At 69.5% G+C, this 18,232-nt stretch carries 20 protein-coding genes; all 20 read right to left on the bottom strand.

From position 1 onward, the window contains the following. Window positions 1-24: 24 nt before the first annotated feature. The 20 genes from ACWCRA_RS27010 to ACWCRA_RS26915 all read right to left on the bottom strand — a co-directional run bounded on the left by ACWCRA_RS27010 (window position 25) and on the right by ACWCRA_RS26915 (window position 18,133). Entirely contained in the window at window positions 25-828 is an 804-nt protein-coding gene (locus ACWCRA_RS27010) for a peptidoglycan-binding protein (protein ID WP_451068819.1), read from the bottom strand. Between the two features lie 62 nt (window positions 829-890). After that, complete coding sequence (locus tag ACWCRA_RS27005; RefSeq protein WP_351552211.1) at window positions 891-1,301, bottom strand: hypothetical protein; 411 nt, start codon at window positions 1,299-1,301, stop codon at window positions 891-893. Window positions 1,302-1,311: 10 nt separating this feature from the next. Beyond that, a complete protein-coding gene (locus ACWCRA_RS27000; RefSeq protein ID WP_451068818.1) occupies window positions 1,312-4,089 on the bottom strand; it encodes a hypothetical protein in 2,778 nt (925 codons plus the stop codon). A 5-nt stretch (window positions 4,090-4,094) separates the two neighbouring features. Further along, on the bottom strand, window positions 4,095-7,001 hold the full coding sequence (locus ACWCRA_RS26995; RefSeq protein ID WP_451068817.1) for a phage tail protein: 2,907 nt from the start codon (window positions 6,999-7,001) through the stop codon (window positions 4,095-4,097). A gap of 205 nt (window positions 7,002-7,206) precedes the next feature. Further along, window positions 7,207-7,704 (bottom strand): DUF7426 family protein, encoded by a 498-nt coding sequence (locus ACWCRA_RS26990; RefSeq protein WP_351552220.1) that lies wholly within the window; start codon window positions 7,702-7,704, stop codon window positions 7,207-7,209. Further along, window positions 7,704-8,174 carry a phage tail tube protein gene (locus ACWCRA_RS26985; protein WP_351552223.1) on the bottom strand — a complete coding sequence of 157 codons (471 nt, stop codon included), beginning with the start codon at window positions 8,172-8,174 and terminating at the stop codon, window positions 7,704-7,706. The genes ACWCRA_RS26990 and ACWCRA_RS26985 overlap by 1 nt, the downstream gene beginning before the upstream one ends. 12 nt (window positions 8,175-8,186) lie before the next feature. Continuing rightward, window positions 8,187-8,618, bottom strand: a complete 432-nt coding sequence (locus ACWCRA_RS26980) for a minor capsid protein (RefSeq protein ID WP_351552226.1) — start codon at window positions 8,616-8,618, stop codon at window positions 8,187-8,189. Window positions 8,619-8,664: 46 nt separating this feature from the next. After that, on the bottom strand, window positions 8,665-9,018 hold the full coding sequence (locus tag ACWCRA_RS26975; protein ID WP_351552229.1) for a hypothetical protein: 354 nt from the start codon (window positions 9,016-9,018) through the stop codon (window positions 8,665-8,667). After that, window positions 9,015-9,329 carry a hypothetical protein gene (locus tag ACWCRA_RS26970; RefSeq protein WP_351552232.1) on the bottom strand — a complete coding sequence of 105 codons (315 nt, stop codon included), beginning with the start codon at window positions 9,327-9,329 and terminating at the stop codon, window positions 9,015-9,017. Before ACWCRA_RS26970 ends, ACWCRA_RS26975 begins: the two co-directional genes overlap by 4 nt. Next, window positions 9,326-9,742, bottom strand: a complete 417-nt coding sequence (locus ACWCRA_RS26965) for a hypothetical protein (protein WP_451068816.1) — start codon at window positions 9,740-9,742, stop codon at window positions 9,326-9,328. Before ACWCRA_RS26965 ends, ACWCRA_RS26970 begins: the two co-directional genes overlap by 4 nt. A 13-nt stretch (window positions 9,743-9,755) precedes the next feature. Continuing rightward, entirely contained in the window at window positions 9,756-10,265 is a 510-nt protein-coding gene (locus ACWCRA_RS26960; protein WP_351552238.1) for a hypothetical protein, read from the bottom strand. Beyond that, entirely contained in the window at window positions 10,249-10,557 is a 309-nt protein-coding gene (locus tag ACWCRA_RS26955) for a hypothetical protein (protein ID WP_451068815.1), read from the bottom strand. Before ACWCRA_RS26955 ends, ACWCRA_RS26960 begins: the two co-directional genes overlap by 17 nt. Window positions 10,558-10,559: 2 nt before the next feature. Continuing rightward, window positions 10,560-11,765 (bottom strand): SU10 major capsid protein, encoded by a 1,206-nt coding sequence (locus ACWCRA_RS26950; protein WP_351552243.1) that lies wholly within the window; start codon window positions 11,763-11,765, stop codon window positions 10,560-10,562. 9 nt (window positions 11,766-11,774) lie between these two features. After that, window positions 11,775-12,401: a hypothetical protein gene (locus ACWCRA_RS26945; protein WP_451068814.1), complete on the bottom strand. Its 627-nt coding sequence runs from the start codon at window positions 12,399-12,401 to the stop codon at window positions 11,775-11,777. Between the two features lie 92 nt (window positions 12,402-12,493). Continuing rightward, window positions 12,494-12,679 (bottom strand): hypothetical protein, encoded by a 186-nt coding sequence (locus ACWCRA_RS26940; RefSeq protein ID WP_351552248.1) that lies wholly within the window; start codon window positions 12,677-12,679, stop codon window positions 12,494-12,496. Continuing rightward, entirely contained in the window at window positions 12,672-14,645 is a 1,974-nt protein-coding gene (locus ACWCRA_RS26935; RefSeq protein WP_451068813.1) for a phage minor capsid protein, read from the bottom strand. Before ACWCRA_RS26935 ends, ACWCRA_RS26940 begins: the two co-directional genes overlap by 8 nt. Beyond that, a complete protein-coding gene (locus ACWCRA_RS26930) occupies window positions 14,605-16,197 on the bottom strand; it encodes a capsid protein (protein WP_351552253.1) in 1,593 nt (530 codons plus the stop codon). The genes ACWCRA_RS26935 and ACWCRA_RS26930 overlap by 41 nt, the downstream gene beginning before the upstream one ends. Beyond that, entirely contained in the window at window positions 16,178-16,369 is a 192-nt protein-coding gene (locus tag ACWCRA_RS26925) for a hypothetical protein (RefSeq protein ID WP_451068812.1), read from the bottom strand. The genes ACWCRA_RS26930 and ACWCRA_RS26925 overlap by 20 nt, the downstream gene beginning before the upstream one ends. Continuing rightward, window positions 16,366-17,643, bottom strand: coding sequence for a PBSX family phage terminase large subunit (locus ACWCRA_RS26920; RefSeq protein WP_451068811.1), 1,278 nt, complete (start codon window positions 17,641-17,643; stop codon window positions 16,366-16,368). The genes ACWCRA_RS26925 and ACWCRA_RS26920 overlap by 4 nt, the downstream gene beginning before the upstream one ends. Then, window positions 17,630-18,133 (bottom strand): helix-turn-helix domain-containing protein, encoded by a 504-nt coding sequence (locus ACWCRA_RS26915; RefSeq protein ID WP_351552261.1) that lies wholly within the window; start codon window positions 18,131-18,133, stop codon window positions 17,630-17,632. Before ACWCRA_RS26915 ends, ACWCRA_RS26920 begins: the two co-directional genes overlap by 14 nt. Window positions 18,134-18,232: the final 99 nt, after the last annotated feature.

Below are 18,232 nucleotides of genomic sequence, written 5' to 3'. Positions count from 1 at the left end.
GTGATCTCCGTTCAGTTCAGTTGATCAGGTCTTGGGGACGCGGAGCCGGTCCCAGCTCGCGCGCCCGGGGATGCCGTCGGCCGCCGCCCCGGTGTAACCGAGCTTGCGCTGCCACGCGGCGTACGACTTCCGGTCCGCCTCGGACCACGACGGGCCGGGGCCGACCTGGTAACGCCCGCAGCCCTCCGCCACCAGCCGCCTGCCCATGGCGGTGACGACCGGGCTGCGCCGCCCGCCCGCGAAGAACTCGGCCCCGGGGAACGGCTCGTACCTCTTCGCGGGCGGCTTGGCCGGGGTCGGCTGCGGGGTAGGGCTGGGCTTCGGAGCGCTCGGGCGGGGCGCCCCGCGCTTCACCCAGTCGTACAGCGCGTCCCCGGGGCAGGCGGTCGGGTGCCCGTCGCGGTGGCCCAGGATCTCCGGGCCCGCGTCGCCGTGCTCGCGGAGGTACTCGATGGCGTCGCGGAGTCCTGCGAGCATCGCGGCCGGCGGCTGGGTGAGGCCCGTCGAGCCGAGGAGCGCGCACACCGCGTAGTGCTGTCGGTTGAGCAGGGTGGTGCCGTTGGCTCCGGTGCGGCGGTGCGCGCCCCGGCCCTCGAACACGTGGCCGTGCTCGCACACTATGAGGTTGTAGGCGATGTCCGAGTAGCCCTGCGTCCTGTCCGCGAGGTGCGCGGCCCGGATCGCGCGCACCTGGTCGTCGCACCGGTCGTGCGCGCGGCTGCTGTAGGCGCTTCCGAGGTAGTGGACCTTCACGCCGCGTGTGGCCGCGATCAGGGCGGTGGGTGAGGTGGCGGGGGCGCCCCAGGCGGTGCGCCGGATGAGCTGCATGGTGGCCTCCAGGGCAGCAAAAAGCCCCGGGCCGGCGGCCTGGGGCGGGATTGGAACGAGCTCTACGCCTTGATCCAGCTCGTGTTGAAGCGGATGTTGGTGGCGTTGGCGACTGCCTGGTTGTAGGTGATCGTCCGCAACACGAGCGTCCCGTTCGTGTTCACGAGGAGCACCCCCTCCACCGTGCCGTTGTCCCAGGAGACGCCCAGGGACTCCGGCGGGCGCCACCCATCGGGCAGAGTGCCGATGGTCGGCTCCGGAGACAGATTCCCGGACCCGGCGACCGCCTCGATCGTTCCGGAGTTCTTCGTCAGGAGGGCGTTGATGTAGACGACGCCCCGGTACCGGCGACCCTGGAACGACAGCGTGCTGAAACCGGACCCGGCGACGAGTCCGGCGCTGGTCTCCTCGTCGGGATCATCGTTGTTGAGGCGGTCCGAGGTGATGCGCATGCCGGAGAGCCAGAGGGTCATGGATGCCTCCTCACAGGGCGACGATGGCGGGCTCGGCAAGCCGGACGTCCGTGCCCGCCCCGTGCGGTTTGCTGATGCCGTTGATGCTCCGGACGACGGTGAAGGTCTGCGTGTTGCCGGTCCCGGTGATCGCGGTCACGCTCATGACCTCTCCTCCAGCCCGAATGGTGAAGGGGAAATCGGCTGGGTACGCCGCCGAGGTCATCCATCGCGGCCCGGTTGCCGTGGTCACCGATAGCGTGGTCGCGGTCGGGGATACGCCTGCGGCCAGCTGGGAGCCGATGGTGTCCGCTCGTGCTGCCCCTTCCACTCCGACGGCCCATGGTCCGGCCGGGGCGCAGACGAGGGTGACCTCCCAGCTGCGGGGCTGGGGAACATGGGTGATCTGCTGGACGTGGAGGTCGACCGGCTGACCGGCACCGCCGCTGTAGAGGGGCAGGCCGAGGATGCGGACCTTGTCCCCGATGCGCAGCTGGAGAACCGCCGGGATGAGCTGCGGATGCTGGTGCAAAAGGATCTTTACCGACGGGTAGCGGGCCTCGTCCCAGGTCCCGAGGTGGGCGAGCCATCCGGCGATCTGGACGCACTGCGCGTCCGCCCAGACATTGCGGGTGAGCGCCTCGTCATAGATGCCCACACCGCCCTGCTCGGGCGGCAGGACCGACAGCGGCCCCTCCTCAATGACGACCCGTCCGGAGCTGCCGCCGTCGCGGGTCACCGTGATGTCGTTGCGTACGGACTGGTCGTCCTCCACTGGCTCCAGCGGGGGCGCAACGTGCCCGGCAGCGTAGTCCAGTACGAGGGTGGGCTCCTGGTTCTCCAGGCTGGCCAGGTCCCGGTACAGCAGCCCGAGCCGGTCGGGCCGCTCGGAGAGAATCCCTCCATCGGCCTCGGCGCACTGGGTGATCAGGTCAGTCAGTACCGCCGGCCGCTGGGGACCCATGCGCGCGGAGCTGCGGGTCATGTCCCCATCGATCCACGCGACCGGGACACTGGGCTCCTCCCCCGCCAGGCGGGCCAGCCGGGACAGGACGGTCTCTCCGGCGAAGCCGTCGTCGGCGCCGTTGAAGATCGCCGACCCGGGCCGGGCGGAGGTCGCGTCGTCCGTGGCGGGCGTGTCGAACACCGCGATGTGGCCGAGCGTCATGTCCGCAGCAGCGGCGCCCCATGATCCGGCGACTCCGATTACCGCGCCCTGCTGCGTCGACTCGGTGACGGTGATCGCCATGGTCCACCAACTGTTCGCGGTGATGTCCCGCCAGCTGGCGAAGAACCTGAACCCGCCGGCGGTGGGACCGGTGTAAATCGCCAGCCTGTTCCACTTGCCCCAGAAGTCCGCTATCGCGTCGGCGCCGGTGGCGCTATGCGCCGCGATGACCGTGCCCTCTTCATCGCGGGCCTCGATACGGATACCCGCTGTGCTCGCGTAGACAATCGCCTGCCGCATGGGGGATCGAGCCACAGTGACGCGGAGGATCTCCGTCTGGGCTACAGGCATGGCCGGCAGGAAGTACACGAACTCCACCTGCCAGCCGGAGGACGAGCTGCGCGGCACGGTGCCCCGGAGCGAGGCGGGGGCGACCACCCGCGGCAGCGGGGAGGACCCGCCCAGGGAGTCATCTGCCGCGAAGTCGAGACCGGACACCGTCAGGGGCGCGACCCCGCGCAAGGGTGAGGCAGCGGACGTGGAGTCCTTGCCGTCCTCCATGGGCCAGTACGCCACCAGGTCCGGATCGGAGGGGATACGCCGCCGGAGCGTGGACTCAAGCGCCTTGCGGCCCTGCCCCAGGCGGCGGAGGATGCCCGCCGCCTCGATCGGGGTCCAGATGTCCTGCCCGGACGGAGACCATCGCGCCGGCCAGGAGCTGACCTCCCCGGTGAACAGGTACTCGCGGTCGCGCACGGAAGCGGTCCCTGTGAGGGTCCACGGGCGTCCGGCTGAGTCGGTGAAGGCAGTCGTACCGGGCAGCAGGGCCCGAAGGTCCGGGTGAGCCACCACCGTGCCGTTGATCCCGGACCGGACCTCGAAGCGGTACCCGCGTCCCCGGAAGGGGACCCGCGGGGGAACGGTGGTCGCGTCCGGGCTGCCGATCCGCAGGGGCGCGGTGCTCGCGAAGACCGAGGTGGTCCCGGCCTGAACTGCCTCGCCGAACTGTGTCCAGGGCCCGGCCAGTGATGTCGCCCAGAAGAAGCGCACCGTGCGGCCTGCTGCCCCGTTGTTGACGTCCAGCGTGGCGCGGACGGCCGCGCGCGCCGGAAGGGTGGGCAGGCTCGCGCTGGCGGAGAAACCGCTGACGCCGTCTGCGGACCAGCCGATGACCGCGAGATTGTTGATGATGCGCAGACTGTAGGAGCGCTGGCCAGTGTTGTCCCACTTCGCAATGAGTACCTGGTTGATGTCCAGCTCGGCCCAGTCCATCTCGACCTCGGCCCGGAGGTCGAGATCGCCGGTGATGTCCAGTGCCGTGTGATCGGGGGTGATCGCCAGGTTCACCGGATCGCCATCGAGGTCGAGGTAGGAGTCGACGGAGGGCACGGAGATCTGGAGCGGTGTGTTGCGGCCGAGCCGCCCGTAGTGCGGCCCGAGCGGGTTACGAGGCGAGAACTCGCCGTCCTTGTTGTTCAGGGTCAGTGAGCACGACGACGGATCGACCTGGGTGCCTTCCGCGCTCATGCCCGACACGATCGTGATCGGGTCCCGGGTGAACACCCGGCTTGTCACGTCCACCCGGGCGCCGCTGATCTCCAACTCCGCCCGCAGGTCCAGACGGTCCTCAGGGAACGCCATGCCGTCTACCTCTTTCCTGCCACAACCACCTGAACATCGCCGCCGCGGACCTTCACCGAGTGACGGAGCGATTCGAGAACGAGATCGTCTGTCCGAGAGCCGGACGATCGGATCTCCAGCACGATCGGGCGCCCACCGGCTGCGGCCAGGACGTCCGGCCTGACACCGGCCCCGGTGCCGAGCGCGGGCCCGGAGGGCGGGGTGACAAGGGCCGCCATGCTCCGGTCGAGCGCGGGCGTCTCAGCGTCAATGCCCTGGAGGATGCCCTTGGGAATCCACTGGCCGACTTGGTCCGCGAGCACCCGAGACGGGGACTTGATGCCGAGCGCCTGTTTGATCGCCTTGGTCATGCTCTTGGCGATCGCGAGCATCTGCTCCTCGATCGCCGACTGTTCCGCCTTGAGCCCCCGCACGAGACCCTGCGCAGCCTGGATACCGGCCCCGTACAGGGCGGTGCCGGCGGTGGCGCCCGCCGAACCGGCGGCCTTCACCAGCTGCGACTGGCTGGAGTTGATCTGCTTGATCTGGTTCGAGGACGCGTTCGCCAGCGCGTTCGCCGCGCCGAGGCCGCCCTCCACTCCGGCCTCGGCGATCTGGGCGATGAGATCGCCGCGCACACCCTTCTTCCGGAGTGTGGCCAGCTGCTCGGCGAACTGGCGGGCGGCGGCGAGCTTGTCGTTCAGGCCGGTGAGGATGCCGTCCGCTGTCACCGGTCCGTCGCCCTGCTGGCGGGTGATGTCCGCGGCGTCGAGCACTCCCTGTTTCACCGACGCTGCGAGCTTGTCCCGGGCCTTGACCATGTCGGCGAGCTTCTTCGACGCGGACTTGAGCCGCTTGGCGAGGTGCTCCTCCTGCTTCGCCAGGTCGGAGAGCACCTGGGAATCCCGGGCGATGCGGGAGAGCGCGCGCTTTTCCCGGCCGCCCTTGAGGGAGTCGCGGACGATATCAGCCAGCCGCCTCGAAGCTGCCTTGACCTGCTTCGAGGAGCCCGTCATACCGTCGGCCAGTCCTCGGGCGATCCATCGCCCCTGCGCCTTGGTGACCTTCGACGGGGAGCTGATACCCAGCGCTTGGGCGATCGGCCCGGGAATCACCGATCTCGCCCAGCTCATCAGCTTGCCGCGGAGCCAGCCGCCCATGCCCTGGATGCCGCTCCACAGGCCGGCGACCACATCTCGGCCGGCACCGGCCAGCAGCCGGCTCAGCGAGCCGACAGCATTGCTGATCCTGCCCGGCAGCCCGGCGACCCAGGCCACCATCTCCAGGGCCTTGCGGATGGTGCCTTCCTTGATCGCCGACCAGTGCTTGATGAAGAGGCCGGCGATCGTCCAGTTCAGGAAGAAGTCCCAGAGCCCTTGGGCGATGCCCTTGATCTTTCCCCACAGCCAGTCCCACGCGGCCTTGGTGTACTTTTTGATGTTGTCCCAGTTGAGGACGATCGCGGCGACCAGCCCGACCACGGCGGCGATCACCCAGCCGACCGGGCCCATGGCGATCAACCACTGAGCCGCCATCACCGCAGCCCATGCCACCGCGCGCGCGGCCATCAAGGCGAACTGCGCTGTGCTCACCAAGGCGGCCCGGACGACGGCCGCGACCCACGTCCCGATCGACAGCAGTGCCGAGCCCATCCAGGCCGCCGCTGTCGCCGTCGCGCTCGCGAGTGCTGCGGCTCCGATCCGGACGTAGGCCATCAGCCCGACGGCCATCATCCGTGTCCATCCGGCGATGGCCGCCCACGCCGAGGACGCCATGACCGTGTTCGCGGTAGCCACGATGGCTGCGCCCACCGCGTACAGCCGCATCCCCACTGCCGTCGTGGCAATCACCGCCGCCAGCGCGGTGAGGACCGGTGTCGGGACCGCGCTGACAATGCTCGCGAAGATGAGGAGGAGCTGGGTACCGACACCGATCAGCGGCCCCAGAGCCACCAGCACCTGCACGGCGGCTCCGCCGAGCGCGCCAAGGGTGTCCGCGCCGTCCCCGGCGAAGTCGAGGAAGTCCGCGAACCCCTCGGAGCCTTTGAGGCCGGCCGCCCAGTCCTCGAAGGCATCCGACATGCTGACCAGTCCGCTGGTCACCCCAGCCGAGGTGGGAAGGAACGCCTGGAGCAGGGACCTGAAGCCCTGTCCCATGTTGCCCAGGAAGGTGATCAGGTTGGACAGCGCCGGGCCGGACGCGGCGGCCGTGTCGGTCGCCCACTCCCGGAACCGGGCCGATCGGACACCGACGGCGATCCGGTCGAGGGTGTCGCCGAAGACGTGCCCGGCTGCCTCGACAAACGGGGTGACCTGCGGCAAAAGGCTCCGCAGCACCTGCATGCCCTTGGTGAAGACAGGCATGGTGGTTCCGGACATCTCATCCGACCACTCCCTGTGCCCCGCCTTCAGAGCAATGAATTCCCGCGCGGCTTCCCTGGTGGCGGGCGGAAGCTCGGCAAGCGCATCGCGGTACGCCTGCTGCTTTTCCGCCGCATCCTCCGCCCCGGCCGCCACCGCCTCCTCGGCAGCCGCCGCCAGCTCGGCGACGTTGGCGACCTCCTCAAGCTGAGGCCCGGCGGCCAGGCTGAACGCTCGAACCGCGATGCCGGCGGCAACGGCACCTGCGGCCAGACCGCCCAGCGCCGTTGTGGCCGCGGCCACGGCCGGAAGCCCGACCGATATGCCACCGACCGCCGGGCCGACTTTCTTGACCGCCGCCATCGCGGCTTCGGAGTGCTCACGAATCCCATCCGCGAGCCCCCGGCCGGCGGCGTCGCCCTCGGAGACGAATAGCCTCCGAAGGGCGCTAAGCCTGGTTTCGGCGTCGCGGGTGAGTCCGCGCATGCGGAGTTGAGCGGCAGCCAGACCGGTGCGCCAGCCTGAGTCGTCCGCGCGGAGTCCAGCGACGAGTTCGCCGACGTTGAGGGCCATCCCGCACTCCCCTTCGGCTATGTGGTGTCAGGGGGTGCGAAGTGCCGAGCGAGCCGGGACTCCGTGCTCAGCAGGCCGAGGATGCGAATCCTCAGCCACCGCCACGAGCGCTCGCGCAGGAGCCCCGGGGCGGAGAGGTCGATGCCGTACGTCTCGTGGAGGTCGGCCTCGATGAGGGCCCACTCGGCGAGGAGCAGGCCCCAGGTCAGGTCTTGGCGGCCTTGCGGGCGCGGCCGGTGCCCTTGCGGGTACTCGTACCACTCTGCGAGTCCTGTTTCGGAGTCGATTTCGCCACACGGGATGAGGCCCGGCGCTCCGTTCGGTTCGCCGGGCCCACCTGAGAAGGGTCGCCGTCCGCGTTCCAGTACGCCTCGGCGGTGTCGAGCCCCTGGGTGATCCAGATGACAGCGGTGAGGGCGACATGCCGGAACCGGGGCCAGTCCAGATGGCTGCGGATCTCGTCGTGGGCGTCGCCGAGAGTGATCCGGTACAGGTCGAGCTCGGCGGCGTCGTCCAGTACCTCGGCATCGGGCTCGGCGCCGTCGGCGGCCATGCGGAGGCCGGTCTCCATGAGCTTCTCGACCCTCAGGCCGTCCTCGGCGGAGCAGGCGGCGATGTGGAAGGTGCGGACCTTGCTGTCCCGGCACTTGATCGGGAGGTCGAGGGAGTCGCCGAGGAACTCGTCGAGCGTTTTGAAGGCCATCAGGGGGTCACCGGGTTCGTGATCGGGGTCAGCGGCCCGGTCCCGGTCAGGGTGACCTGGACCTGGTCCAGGGCGGTGTACTCCCCGCCCTGCGGCTCCCAGGTCACCAGCGCGGTGCCCGTGTAGGCCTCCGGCAGGCCGTTGCGGTCGTAGAACCGGACCGGCACCTTGGAGGCGTCGCCATAGGCGAAGCTGGCGAGCCGGAGCTTCTCGTGCGTGGCCGCGTAGGTGGTGGAGTCCGGCGATGCCTTCCGGTTGAACGTCGCCTCGACCTCCCACTCCTGGCCGGTCTTGGTGTTCTCCTTCCATCCGTCCGTGTCGTAGCTCGTGGCGTCCTCGTGATTCGGCTCGGCAGTCCACTGGAACTCGGTGACGCCGGGCACCAGGGCCCAGTCGGGCGCCAGGTCGGTACCCATGTTGATGTCCAGGCGCCACCGTCTGGCGAGCGCGGTCTCAGTCGGCGTCGACATGACGCGTCCTCCTCAGTCGATCAGGTGAGGCGCGGTGCGTGTCGTCCGCGCGTAGTAGTTGCCGGCCAGCTCGGTGCGCCCGTGCGGGTCTTGTCCGAGCAGGGCCTGTGATTGGCGCCAGATCAGCGCGACGCGGACGCTGCCGAAGGCGAGCGCCCGCCGGTTGTGAAGAGCCGCGAAGACCCCGTCCGCGAGGTCGAGCACACTGGCCGTCTCCGGCCCGGCGCGGAGCCGGACCTGTACGCCCGTGATCGTGTCGGTGAGGTCGGTGTCCTCCACCGGGTACGGGGTCAGACAGATCGCCCGGTCCGGGCCCTCCGGTATCACCCCGTGGAAAATCCCGGTCTCCCCGTCCGCGTAGATCCCGCCCGGCCGATAGACGCCGAGCCCGGCGTCCGCGAGCAGCGCACTGAGTCCGCCGAGAAGATCAGCGGTGTACCCCATGGAACCTCCCAGATGGTCGGCGCCCGCCGGGCGGTACGAGGTGGGGCTAACCGCGGAGCCAGTCCCTCAAGGGGACGGCCATCAGCCGCAGCATCACCGCGCGCTGGTCGTTCATCGCCGATTCCAGGAACTTCGCCTGCCGGCCGGGGGCGTGCTTCCACTCCAGCTCTTCGTGCTGTCTCACCGCATAGACGGTGTCGTAGGAGATCGCACCGTTGAGGCCGTCGACATTGACCCGGCCGGACCGTTCCAGTGTCCCCTCATCGAGCGGGACGCGGGAGTTGGAGACGCCGAGAGTGTGCTCCAGCGCCCGCTGAAGCCCACGCTCGGCAAGCCGCCGACCGCGAGCGGTCCACAGCCGCTGGCCCTCGAACGTCATGCGCACGTGCCGGGGGCTCACTGGAGCTGCACCTCCAGATGATCCGGCGTAGGCAGGCCACCGCCGTCACGCCGGAGAGCGGCGATCACCACCGTCCGGCGCCCGGACAGCAGCGTGACCCTGCTCTTGGCCGGGCACACCGTCTCCAGCCTGGCGTAGAGGGTGCTGGTGGAAGTGACCTGGTCGCCGGTCGCCGAGCGCACCAGCCTCGTCTGGTCGTCCACGAGGCAGCGCACCGTGATCGGCGGACCGTACACGGGCCCGGTCGGACCGCTCCCTACATACGGCTCCACCACCACCGTGTGCCGGAACCACAGCCGCAGCAGCCTCACGACGCCACCAACCCAATGATCAAGATGTCCGGGGTGAGGTCAGGGGCTCGGAGCGCGTCCCACACAGCAGGTGCGATCTGCTCCCCCGGGGCAGCGTCCGCGCGCGCGGCGTCGGCCGTACGCGCCATCTTCGCGGACCCCAGCTCGACCACTGTCCAGCCGACCATCTCCGGTCCGACGGCATCACCGGTGTCGGCAGCCCACTTGGCCTGAGCGCACACGGCGTTGGTGAACGCGGCCCGGACCAAAGCGTTTTCCGGGTAGCCGTCGGGGTCGACCTCGTACCAGCACAGCCGGAACACTCTGCTGCCAATCATCCGGGAGGCGTCCGCAAGGAGTCGGTCGATGCCGGTGGGGGCCGCGACACCGGTGTAGGTCTCGTACTGGGCGGCGGTCGCGTGGACGCGGGCCATGACAGACCACCTCCTACGCGGACGCTCCGACGATGACGATGTCGTAGGACACGGACGAGCCCGCCGCGCTGTTGGCGATCTTCAGCAGGTCCGCCGTCCCCGTCGTCACCGCGTAGCCTGTGGCGTCAGCGACCCCGGCCATTGCGCCGATACTGGCGCCCGGCCGGAGGGTGATGGTGCCCGTCGCACCGAGGAGGCTGCTCCAGGCGTTCGAGGTCGCGTTGCCGATGATCACATTGTTGCTGTTGGTGTCGGCCGCCGCCACGAAGATGCCCTTCACCCGGACGAAGGTGATCATCGTCCCGAACGCATCGAGAAGGACACCAGCGAGGTCGAGATCCTCCGACGCGGACGCGGCCAGCGAGCGCCGGTCGTGATAGACGCGGTCAGCCTTCCCTGCTCCGGTCCCGGAGGCCAGGTGCACTGCCCTTCGGAACGCGAGCTTGTCCTCCGACACGGTCAGATCCTGCGCCTTGGACTGGTAGACGCTGGCCGAGATCCCGAGATCAGTTGTCACTGGCACCCGGTCCGCCTCCCTCCATGTGCAGCTCAGCGAGCTGGTCGCGGGTCATCGCCTCGGCGGCCCCGGCGCCCATGCCCGACTGGACAGCAAAGGCCACCCAATCCGCCTTGGACCCCGACTTCGCCGGCCGCTCCAGCGCCTCGGGCTCCGGCTCCCGCTCGGACTCGGCGCAGTGCCAGCCCGAGGCGGGGTCGGCGACCAGAGCGGCATACCGCTCCGCCTCCCTGCTGCCGGGAGCCGGGCGGACCCGCTCGGCGACATGGGCTCCGGAGTCGCGTTCGTAGATCGCCATGGTCACACCACCGCCAGTCCGTTCATCACCGCGTGAGCACGCTCGTTGCCGTACTTCAGGCCGACCTCGCCGTACAGCTGCTTCTCGTCGGCTGCACCGGTCTTGGCGAGATCCTCTTCGAAGAAGGTCCCCTTACCAGGGATGTTGAGGAAGACCGGGGTGCACTGCTCCAGGGAGACCACCCCCAGGGTGTCCTGAGGCATGTGACGGTCGAGCATGACGTTCAGGGTCCCGAAGTCGGTCACGATCGTGGTGACGTTCACGCCACCGACGGTCCGGCTCTGTTCGTGAAACTGTCCGTACGCTGAGGCGAACGCCTTGGTGACCCGCCGCTTCTGCACGCTGTTGCACAGCAGCGTCGCCGTCTCCTGCTCGGAGATGCCTCCGTTGTCGTAGGCGAGCTGGAGCAGGTCGGAGACGTGGTCGGTGGTGAGCGCCGTCGTCCACGGCTCCGTGAAGGCGAGTCCGGAGGCGGTTCCCAGGGTGATGGCGGTCCCGCCGGCGGTGGTGGCGACCTTGAAGGTGTTGGTGGCCGAGTCCCGCACGACGTAGACGCGCCCGGCGATGATCCCGGTGGTGGTGTCGCCAGTGTCCCGGAAGACGATCCGATCGCCGTCGATGAGGCCGTGCGCGGTCGCTGTGATGGTGTCCGTGGCGCTGGTGGCGCCCGTGACCGTGACGCCCTTGGCGATTCGGTTTGTCACGATGGCGTCCAGCAGTCCTCGGGTCTTGCGTGGGGTCGCGTTGGTGGTGGGGTTGGCGTACTCGCCGTTGAGAAAGCTGAAGTTCACGTCCAGGGCCATGGACTTCAGGGCTTGTGCGACCTGCCAGTCCAGCTCGGAATTGACGGGGTTCGACCCGTCGACGCCCCTGAACGGCGCGCTGCTGGGTGTCGACAGCGCCCCGATCGCCGCCTGCTTGGTGTAGGAGACGCTGACCTTCTCCTGGTGGATCTGGACGACATTCCGTACGTTCGCGCGGACTCGCTCCTCGGCGGTGGGCGCCGAAGCACCCTCCACTTTGGTGCGCTGGCCCGGGTCCCGCAGGTCATAGGTCTGCCACTCGAACTCCTGCGACGTGGTCATACCGCCACCGGTGAGGCCGCCGATGGCCGAGAGGAACGGGGTGTCCTCGGGAGTGATCGCGAAGAGTTCCCCGACGTAGTTGGGGAGGTTGAATGTGGTGCCCATCCCGGTAATCCCGGCCATGGTGACTCCTTACGTGGTCTGTGCGGCGCGCTGCCGCTTGAGGGAGATCACGCGGGACCACTGCTTCGCGGCAGTGGCCTCGGCGATCTTCTTGTCGAGGGACGCGTGCTGATCGCCTGAGCCCCCGGCCCCGCTGAGGTCCCCGCCCGAGCGGCCGGCTCCGCGCGGGGGCGCGAGCTTGGTGAGCTTGGTGACGGCGGCCTTGATGGCCTTGGTGTCGACTTCGCCGTCGTCGCGGACGAACTGCTTGGTGTCGATGAGATCGGCGGCTTCACCGAGGTCGACCCCGGCAGCGGCGACGGCCGCGCGGAACTCGGCGGCCGCGAGCTTGGTCCCGTACTCCGAGGCGGCGGCCGTGCGGCCCTTCGTCTCGGCCTCGGCGACCGCACGCTCCTGCTCGGTCATCGCGGCCTTGCGGTGCCTCTCCAGCTCGGCGGCGGCCGTGCTGTTCTCCTTGGCGCGCTTCTCCCACTGACGGGCCATGGCCTTCCAGTCCGTGCTGTCACCGCTGTCTGCGGGGACGGCCGGAGGCGCGGGCGTGGGCACGGCGGGTGTTCCGGCGGACGCGTCGCCGCCCGCGCTGCTGCCACCCTCGGTGGGCTCGCCGGGCGGAGGGGCAGGGGTGGGTGTGGACATGGCGTCTCCCGTTCCGGGATCGGCCCGGGGCCGTGCGGCTTCCGGGCATGAGAAAGGCCCCGCACTCTGGCGGGGCCTCGGGGGTGATGCAGTCAGTCGAGTTCGGAGGGATCGAAGTAGCGGCCCTCCACCTGCGACGGCCGATAGCTGTGGGTCGGAGCGTCCCCTCGCGCGCGGGACTCCTCCAGTTCTCGGAGAGATTCCGCGCCGAAGGCTTCGATCTCCTCGTCGGTCGCGTTCTCCAGCGCCAGGAGGCGCGCGAGGGTCGCGTCATCCATCGGGGCCTCCCAGGAGTCCAAGCTGCCGGAACACGTCATCCAACGCTTCAGCGATCGGCACGAAATCCCGGTCCGACCAGTATCCGGGGTAGCCGCGGACACCGCCACGAGCGCGGACCACCTCGCGGCCGAGAGCCTCGTCCCGCGCGCGCAGCAGTTCAGCCAGGAGCACGGGGTCACCGGACCTCACAGCGATCCATTGAGCATAAGCCCGGCCGAACATCTCGGTGGCCGTGGCGAGGTAGTCGACATGAGGATGATCCATCGTCAGTGACCACACGGTCCCGTCGGCCCTCCGGTAGTCAACCATCGGCGACCCGTGCTTGAACGCACGCTTGAGCATGCCGAACGATCTCGTCAGACGGCTCCGGGAGACTGCACGCCACCACCCGGCGAGGAAGCCGTCAGTGGTCTGGGTCGATGTGGCCAGGCCCCGGCCGTCGGGGTTGAACAGGCGGCCGAGGAGCGCATGGTCCATGAAGTGCCCGATTTCGTGGGCGGCCGTGATGTGGAGGTAGAAGCCGTCGGGGTTCAGCTCCAGCCGGGAGCCGCGGTACAGCCCTTGATACACACCTTGCTCGGTCTCTCTCTCCTTGGGCGGTACCTCTCGGAGCGGGACTGACCTCATCCAGTCGGGGACGCGGTGCACGCGCCCGATAGCGGCGAGGACGCGGCTGGCGGCGGCGCCGATGATGGTGTCGGGGTTGACATCGGTGAGGATGCCTTGCGGTGCGACGGCCTGGGGCGGTGGGTCCGTTTCGCTCGGGCCGGTCGGCGTGGGTTCGTCCGGGGTGTTCGGCAGCCGGTCAGCAGCCTGCACGGGCTGGGTGTCCTGGATCTGCTCGCGCTCGGGCTTCCTCCGGAGCGCATCGTGCGCGGCGACGTGCTCGCGCGCGGCCTTCTGCCAAGCGCGGATCTTCGCGGTCGCGGCGCTGCGGGTCGGCCCGTCCATCGCTGCGGCGGCTCGGCGCTTCCAGCGGCGGATGTGGCGCTCGATCTCCCGCTGTCGCTGCGTGTCCGCGTACGTCGTGCCCGGGGTGGGGTGCTGCGGCGGCCGGGTCGTCGCACCGGGGAGATACGCAGCGAGGGAGTGCCGGCAGTTGGGATGGAAGAGCCCCGCCGCGCGGGCCTCGGCCAGGCTCCCCGCGACGTGCACCACGGCAGTGCGCGGGGCGATCACCCCGAGGAGCCCCCGGCGCTGTACCGCGTGCTCCGTGCGGATCGTCTGCGGGCCGGGCGGGCCGTTCAGGCTGAGGACCTCGCCTTCCCAGCGGGCACAGATCGGACACTCCAGCGGCGCGTCCGAAACGATGACCAGCCCCACGCCGATCTCGGTGAGCGCGTCGGTGTGGCCCTCGATCGCGGCCCGCGCCGTCACAGACCGGACCGCCATCTCCGCGTACGAAGCCATGTCCCAGCTGCGGCCGGCCCTGTCCACGAAGCCAGTGATGCCTCGTGCCGCGAACTGGTCGAGTGCCCGCTGTGACGCCTGTCTGCGGGTAAGGCCGCCGAGAAGCGTGGAGGCGGAAGCACGAGCTACAACCGACCGGTAGGTATCTGCGACCGATCGCGTGATGCGCTGGAAGAGCGGCTTGGTGTCGTCCGCCAGGGACGCGGCGAGCCGGTCCACGGCCGGTGCGTTCGGCAGCTCTCCCTGAGCCGCCAGTTCCCGCCCGATGTCCAGGCCGCCCATCTCGGCAACCGCGGCCTGCCGGCCCCGGCCGTACGCCTCCACGAGCGCCCGCCGAACAGCGCCGTCGGTGTCCTGCTGAAGCGCGGTCGCGATCTCCTCGACCGAGGTGCGGAGGTTGCCGACCGCGGCGAGCTTCAACTCCGCCCAGCGCGGGCTCTCGACATCGGCAGCGAGCGCGGCGGCCAGCTTCTCCAGCAGCGCGTTCTCCGCTTCGTCGTACAGGTCCCTCACTTCACGGGCGAGGCCCTCCGCCATCTCCGGAGACACGGGCATCGAGGTCCCCCTCCGCTCCGGTCAACATGGGGTCGGAGACCGACCGGCCGGACTCGGCGAGGATCGCGTCCTTCTCCGTCGTCACCTGCTTGTCGTCCCAGTCCGGGTGCTGCATCCGGACGAGCGTCTCCGTGGACGCGGCCTCGGCCCTGCGCAGCAGCTCGGCGGTGGTCGCCAGCTCGGTCAGGCCCTCGGTGACGGAGTCACCGAACTCGACCCTCGGTGGCGCGGTGTCGAGACCGGCCACACCGAACCGGAAGCCCGTTTCCACGGCGAGGAGCGCGCTGAGGATGCCGCTGGTTTCGGGGCGCCAGTACAGAGCCTTGCGGGAGCCGGTGGTGAAGCTCCGTCGGTTCCTGGCACGGATCTCCGTCGCGGTGACCGCCGTCCCGTCGGGCTGTCCGAAGGTGGCGGCTGAGTATCCGGCGAGCCGTACGGCCTCGTCGCGCAGAGCAGCGCAGGTCTCCTTGTGCTCCTGGACACGGATAGCGAACTGGACCACGGTGAGCGGGTCCGACTCGCCGGCGCGCGGCAACATGTTCAGTCCGGTGAAGATGCGCCGTTCCTCGTCCCACATGGCACCCTGCCCCGGGCCGGCGGACTGGAGAAGCGCATCAGCGACCACGACGCGGCCCTTGCCGTTCTGGATGTCCCGCATCCAGGAGGAGTACGTCTCGTCAAGTGCGTCGAGGATGCCCTCGATGCCCTGGAGGTCGGACTGTCCCCAGTGCGCGGCGCCCGGAACGTGCCGCCAGCCACGGGCCGGACGGACATTGGGCACGTACGCGGCGGTCAGATGATCGGGGGCTCCTGTGTCGAGTCCGCCATCGGCGTCGACCTCGGTGGCGAGGGGTGCGGTGACGGGGTGGTCGCCGAGCGGTCGCGCGGCTCCGAGAGTGGTGAGACCGCCCTCGTAGAGGCCGTGGAAGATCCGGCCCTTCTCATGGCACTCCAGGTGCCGGAAGATACGACGGTCGTTGATGTCCTCGGAGGGAAGCACTGTCCAGAACGTCACCGCTGAGAGACGACCGTACCGGAACTCCGGGACAGCCCGGTCGCCGGCCACGACATCGATCCACGGCCTGTCGGACACCTCCTCGTCCCAGACAACTCGCAGGTACGCGCCCCCGAGCGCGGCACACACCTCGCCGCCTTCGAGGAGGGTGGAGTGGAGACCGGTATCCGTGAGCGCATCCAGCCGGGCCTGGGTCGCCTGGTTGCCGCCGGTGAGCCTGAGAGGCTCGGAGAAGAGGAGTTCGCTGCTGGCGCGGGCGATGTCCCCCGCCAGCGGGACGTGCAATTTGGATCGCTTCTCTCCGAGCGGGGTCGGTTGTCCCCAGAACCAACGGGCCAATCTGCCGCGGAGCCCGCCCGCGTACTGGGCGGGCCGGGGGTGCGGGGGGCGAAGGTCGAGGCGGTCGGCGTACCGGTCCGTGTAGCGGTCTTCCAGCTTGGCAGGGTCGGCGGAGTACCAGGCGGCCCAGTCAGCCAGGGCGGTCTGGACACGGGAGTCGATCGGGGGCCAGGGGGTGTCAGCCGTCGGCAGCGGCACCGGGCACCTCCTCCTGGTCGACCTGTTCGTAGACGTCGGCGACGCCCCGCAGGAAGTCCGCGATGACGGTGCCTGTCGGCGGCTCGCCGCCGAGTTCGATCCAGCCGGCCTCGCATGGCGGGGTGTCGCCGATCTGGAGTCGGACGGACAGCCGGAGGGGCGGGGTGATCACGCGGCGACCTCCAGGAGAGTCGGGATGTGGGGCCGCCACAGAGCCTCGGTCGTACGGACGCCGTACCGGAGCGCGTCCACGCTGTGGTCGTCCTGCTTGATCGGCTTGTCTTCGCCGCCCTTTGCTGCGGCTTCGTCGTCCCAGGAGTAGCCGGGCAACTCATCGATGAGGCCGGCGGCGCTGCGGTGCACGCGCAAACGGTCCGCGCCGAACAGGGTTGCCACGGTCCGGATTCCGTCGAGGACGGTGTTGTCGGCGGGGGTGACGCCGGGGACACCGTCGCGGTGCAGTTGCTCGATGAAGGACGCTGCGCTGGGGTCGACCACCGTCCATTCGGGCTGGACTCCGACCACGTTGGTCTGCGGGTGCGGCATTGCGGCGAGCCAGCGGCGCCGAGCGGCCGAGTACTCGGCGTCCGTCATCTGCTTCCGCGCCGTGCGGGAGTCGTGCCGGTACTCGCTGGTGACGTAGAGACGTTGGTCAATGCCGAGACCGATCAGCAGATCGGCGAAGGGGTTGACCGTGCCGTAGTCGATCGCGTCGCACAGCCAGCGGCCGATCAGCGGCACGTCGTCCACGATGTGGTGAGCGGGGTCGAACGCCTCGTAGATCGCGCCCTCGCTCATCACCCACTGGCCGAGGATGAATCGGCGGTACCAGAGCCCGGTGAACGCCTTCTTCATCCGGGCGACGTACTCGGCTGAGAGGGCGGGGTTGTCATCCAGCGTGAAGTGCCACGAGCGGATGCCCAGCTCGGAGGCGCGGTTGAGCCAGTCCTTCCTCGCCCAGTGGCCGGGGTTGTCGGGATTCGTGGTGGCGAAGATCAGCGCGCCGGTGACGGACATGCGGTCCACGAGCCGCTTGAAGAACTCCTTGGGGATCAGGGTCAGCTCGTCGACATATGCGCCAGCGCCGGTGAGGCCGCGGAGTCGCCCTTCGGCCTTGGCGTCGTTCGCGGTGATGACCTCGATCTGCCGGCCGAGTATCCAGGCGACGGATGCGCCTCGCGTGTACTTGATCATCTTTGCGGCAGGGCCGAACAGGCTCGGATCTGTGAGGGGGCCGAAGACGTTCCGCGCCACGGTGTCGAAGGTCTTCCCGATCACCACCAGCTCGCCGCCGGCGGGCGCGGTCTCGACGTACATCAGCCAGCGCAGGAGCGATGCGATCGTCTTCCCCGAGCGGACCGAGCCCTCCCAGACGTTCAGCCACGCCGTGGACTGGCCGATGGACCGCTCCTGCTTTTCCGAGAGCTGGGCGTCAACTGTCCCCATGACGGTCTCGCAGACGGTCGAACAGGCTCGTCAGCAGGGACCCGACTTCACCAGAGCCGGAGTCCGCGTCGATCGCTTCGAGCTTCGCGGCATGGGTGAGGTACTGGCCGGCGGCCTGCGCGATGGCACGCTCCTCTATGCCGGGGACGTGGTCCAGACACCGGGTCTCGATGCCCTTGCTGGTGACCGCGGTGTACTGGTAGCCGTCGGACTCGTCGGCTTCGAGCCGGTCGTAGAGCTTCTCGGCCCGGGCGTAGGACCGCTGGACCAGCGCCGCGCGCCGCGCCTTGCCGTCGATGACGCGAGCCTGGGTGGCGACGGCGGTCATGGTCCGGTCGAAGTCGAGGCCGAGTTCGGCGGCGATGACGGAGACGGTGCGCTGGGCGCGGCCGATCTGGCGGGCGATTTCGTTGCGGCCGAGCCCTTCGGCGTGGAGTCGGCGTACGGCGTCGCGGTCGTCTTCGGTGACGGGTGGGTGCTGTCCCCCCATGGGTCACCTCCAGATATGCGAGAAGGCCGACGTGTGGTGCGGCCGTGCCAGGTCGGCTCGGGCATTCGTATGTGGGCGGCCCGATCCGTAGATACGATC

The sequence above is a fragment of the Streptomyces sp. NPDC001889 genome (assembly GCF_053594535.1).
Note: the sequence above shows the minus strand (reverse complement) of the source record. Positions and strands in the feature narration are given on the sequence as shown.

What these genes read in the sequence shown, in the direction of transcription:
- ACWCRA_RS27010 (WP_451068819.1), bottom strand. Translation starts at nt 828, where the DNA reads ATGCAGCTCATCCGGCGCACCGCCTGGGGCGCCCCCGCCACCTCACCC.
- ACWCRA_RS27005 (WP_351552211.1), bottom strand. Translation starts at nt 1,301, where the DNA reads ATGACCCTCTGGCTCTCCGGCATGCGCATCACCTCGGACCGCCTCAAC.
- ACWCRA_RS27000 (WP_451068818.1), bottom strand. Translation starts at nt 4,089, where the DNA reads ATGGCGTTCCCTGAGGACCGTCTGGACCTGCGGGCGGAGTTGGAGATC.
- ACWCRA_RS26995 (WP_451068817.1), bottom strand. Translation starts at nt 7,001, where the DNA reads ATGGCCCTCAACGTCGGCGAACTCGTCGCTGGACTCCGCGCGGACGAC.
- ACWCRA_RS26990 (WP_351552220.1), bottom strand. Translation starts at nt 7,704, where the DNA reads ATGGCCTTCAAAACGCTCGACGAGTTCCTCGGCGACTCCCTCGACCTC.
- ACWCRA_RS26985 (WP_351552223.1), bottom strand. Translation starts at nt 8,174, where the DNA reads ATGTCGACGCCGACTGAGACCGCGCTCGCCAGACGGTGGCGCCTGGAC.
- ACWCRA_RS26980 (WP_351552226.1), bottom strand. Translation starts at nt 8,618, where the DNA reads ATGGGGTACACCGCTGATCTTCTCGGCGGACTCAGTGCGCTGCTCGCG.
- ACWCRA_RS26965 (WP_451068816.1), bottom strand. Translation starts at nt 9,742, where the DNA reads ATGGCCCGCGTCCACGCGACCGCCGCCCAGTACGAGACCTACACCGGT.
- ACWCRA_RS26955 (WP_451068815.1), bottom strand. Translation starts at nt 10,557, where the DNA reads ATGGCGATCTACGAACGCGACTCCGGAGCCCATGTCGCCGAGCGGGTC.
- ACWCRA_RS26950 (WP_351552243.1), bottom strand. Translation starts at nt 11,765, where the DNA reads ATGGCCGGGATTACCGGGATGGGCACCACATTCAACCTCCCCAACTAC.
- ACWCRA_RS26945 (WP_451068814.1), bottom strand. Translation starts at nt 12,401, where the DNA reads ATGTCCACACCCACCCCTGCCCCTCCGCCCGGCGAGCCCACCGAGGGT.
- ACWCRA_RS26940 (WP_351552248.1), bottom strand. Translation starts at nt 12,679, where the DNA reads ATGGATGACGCGACCCTCGCGCGCCTCCTGGCGCTGGAGAACGCGACC.
- ACWCRA_RS26935 (WP_451068813.1), bottom strand. Translation starts at nt 14,645, where the DNA reads ATGCCCGTGTCTCCGGAGATGGCGGAGGGCCTCGCCCGTGAAGTGAGG.
- ACWCRA_RS26920 (WP_451068811.1), bottom strand. Translation starts at nt 17,643, where the DNA reads ATGGGGACAGTTGACGCCCAGCTCTCGGAAAAGCAGGAGCGGTCCATC.
- ACWCRA_RS26915 (WP_351552261.1), bottom strand. Translation starts at nt 18,133, where the DNA reads ATGGGGGGACAGCACCCACCCGTCACCGAAGACGACCGCGACGCCGTA.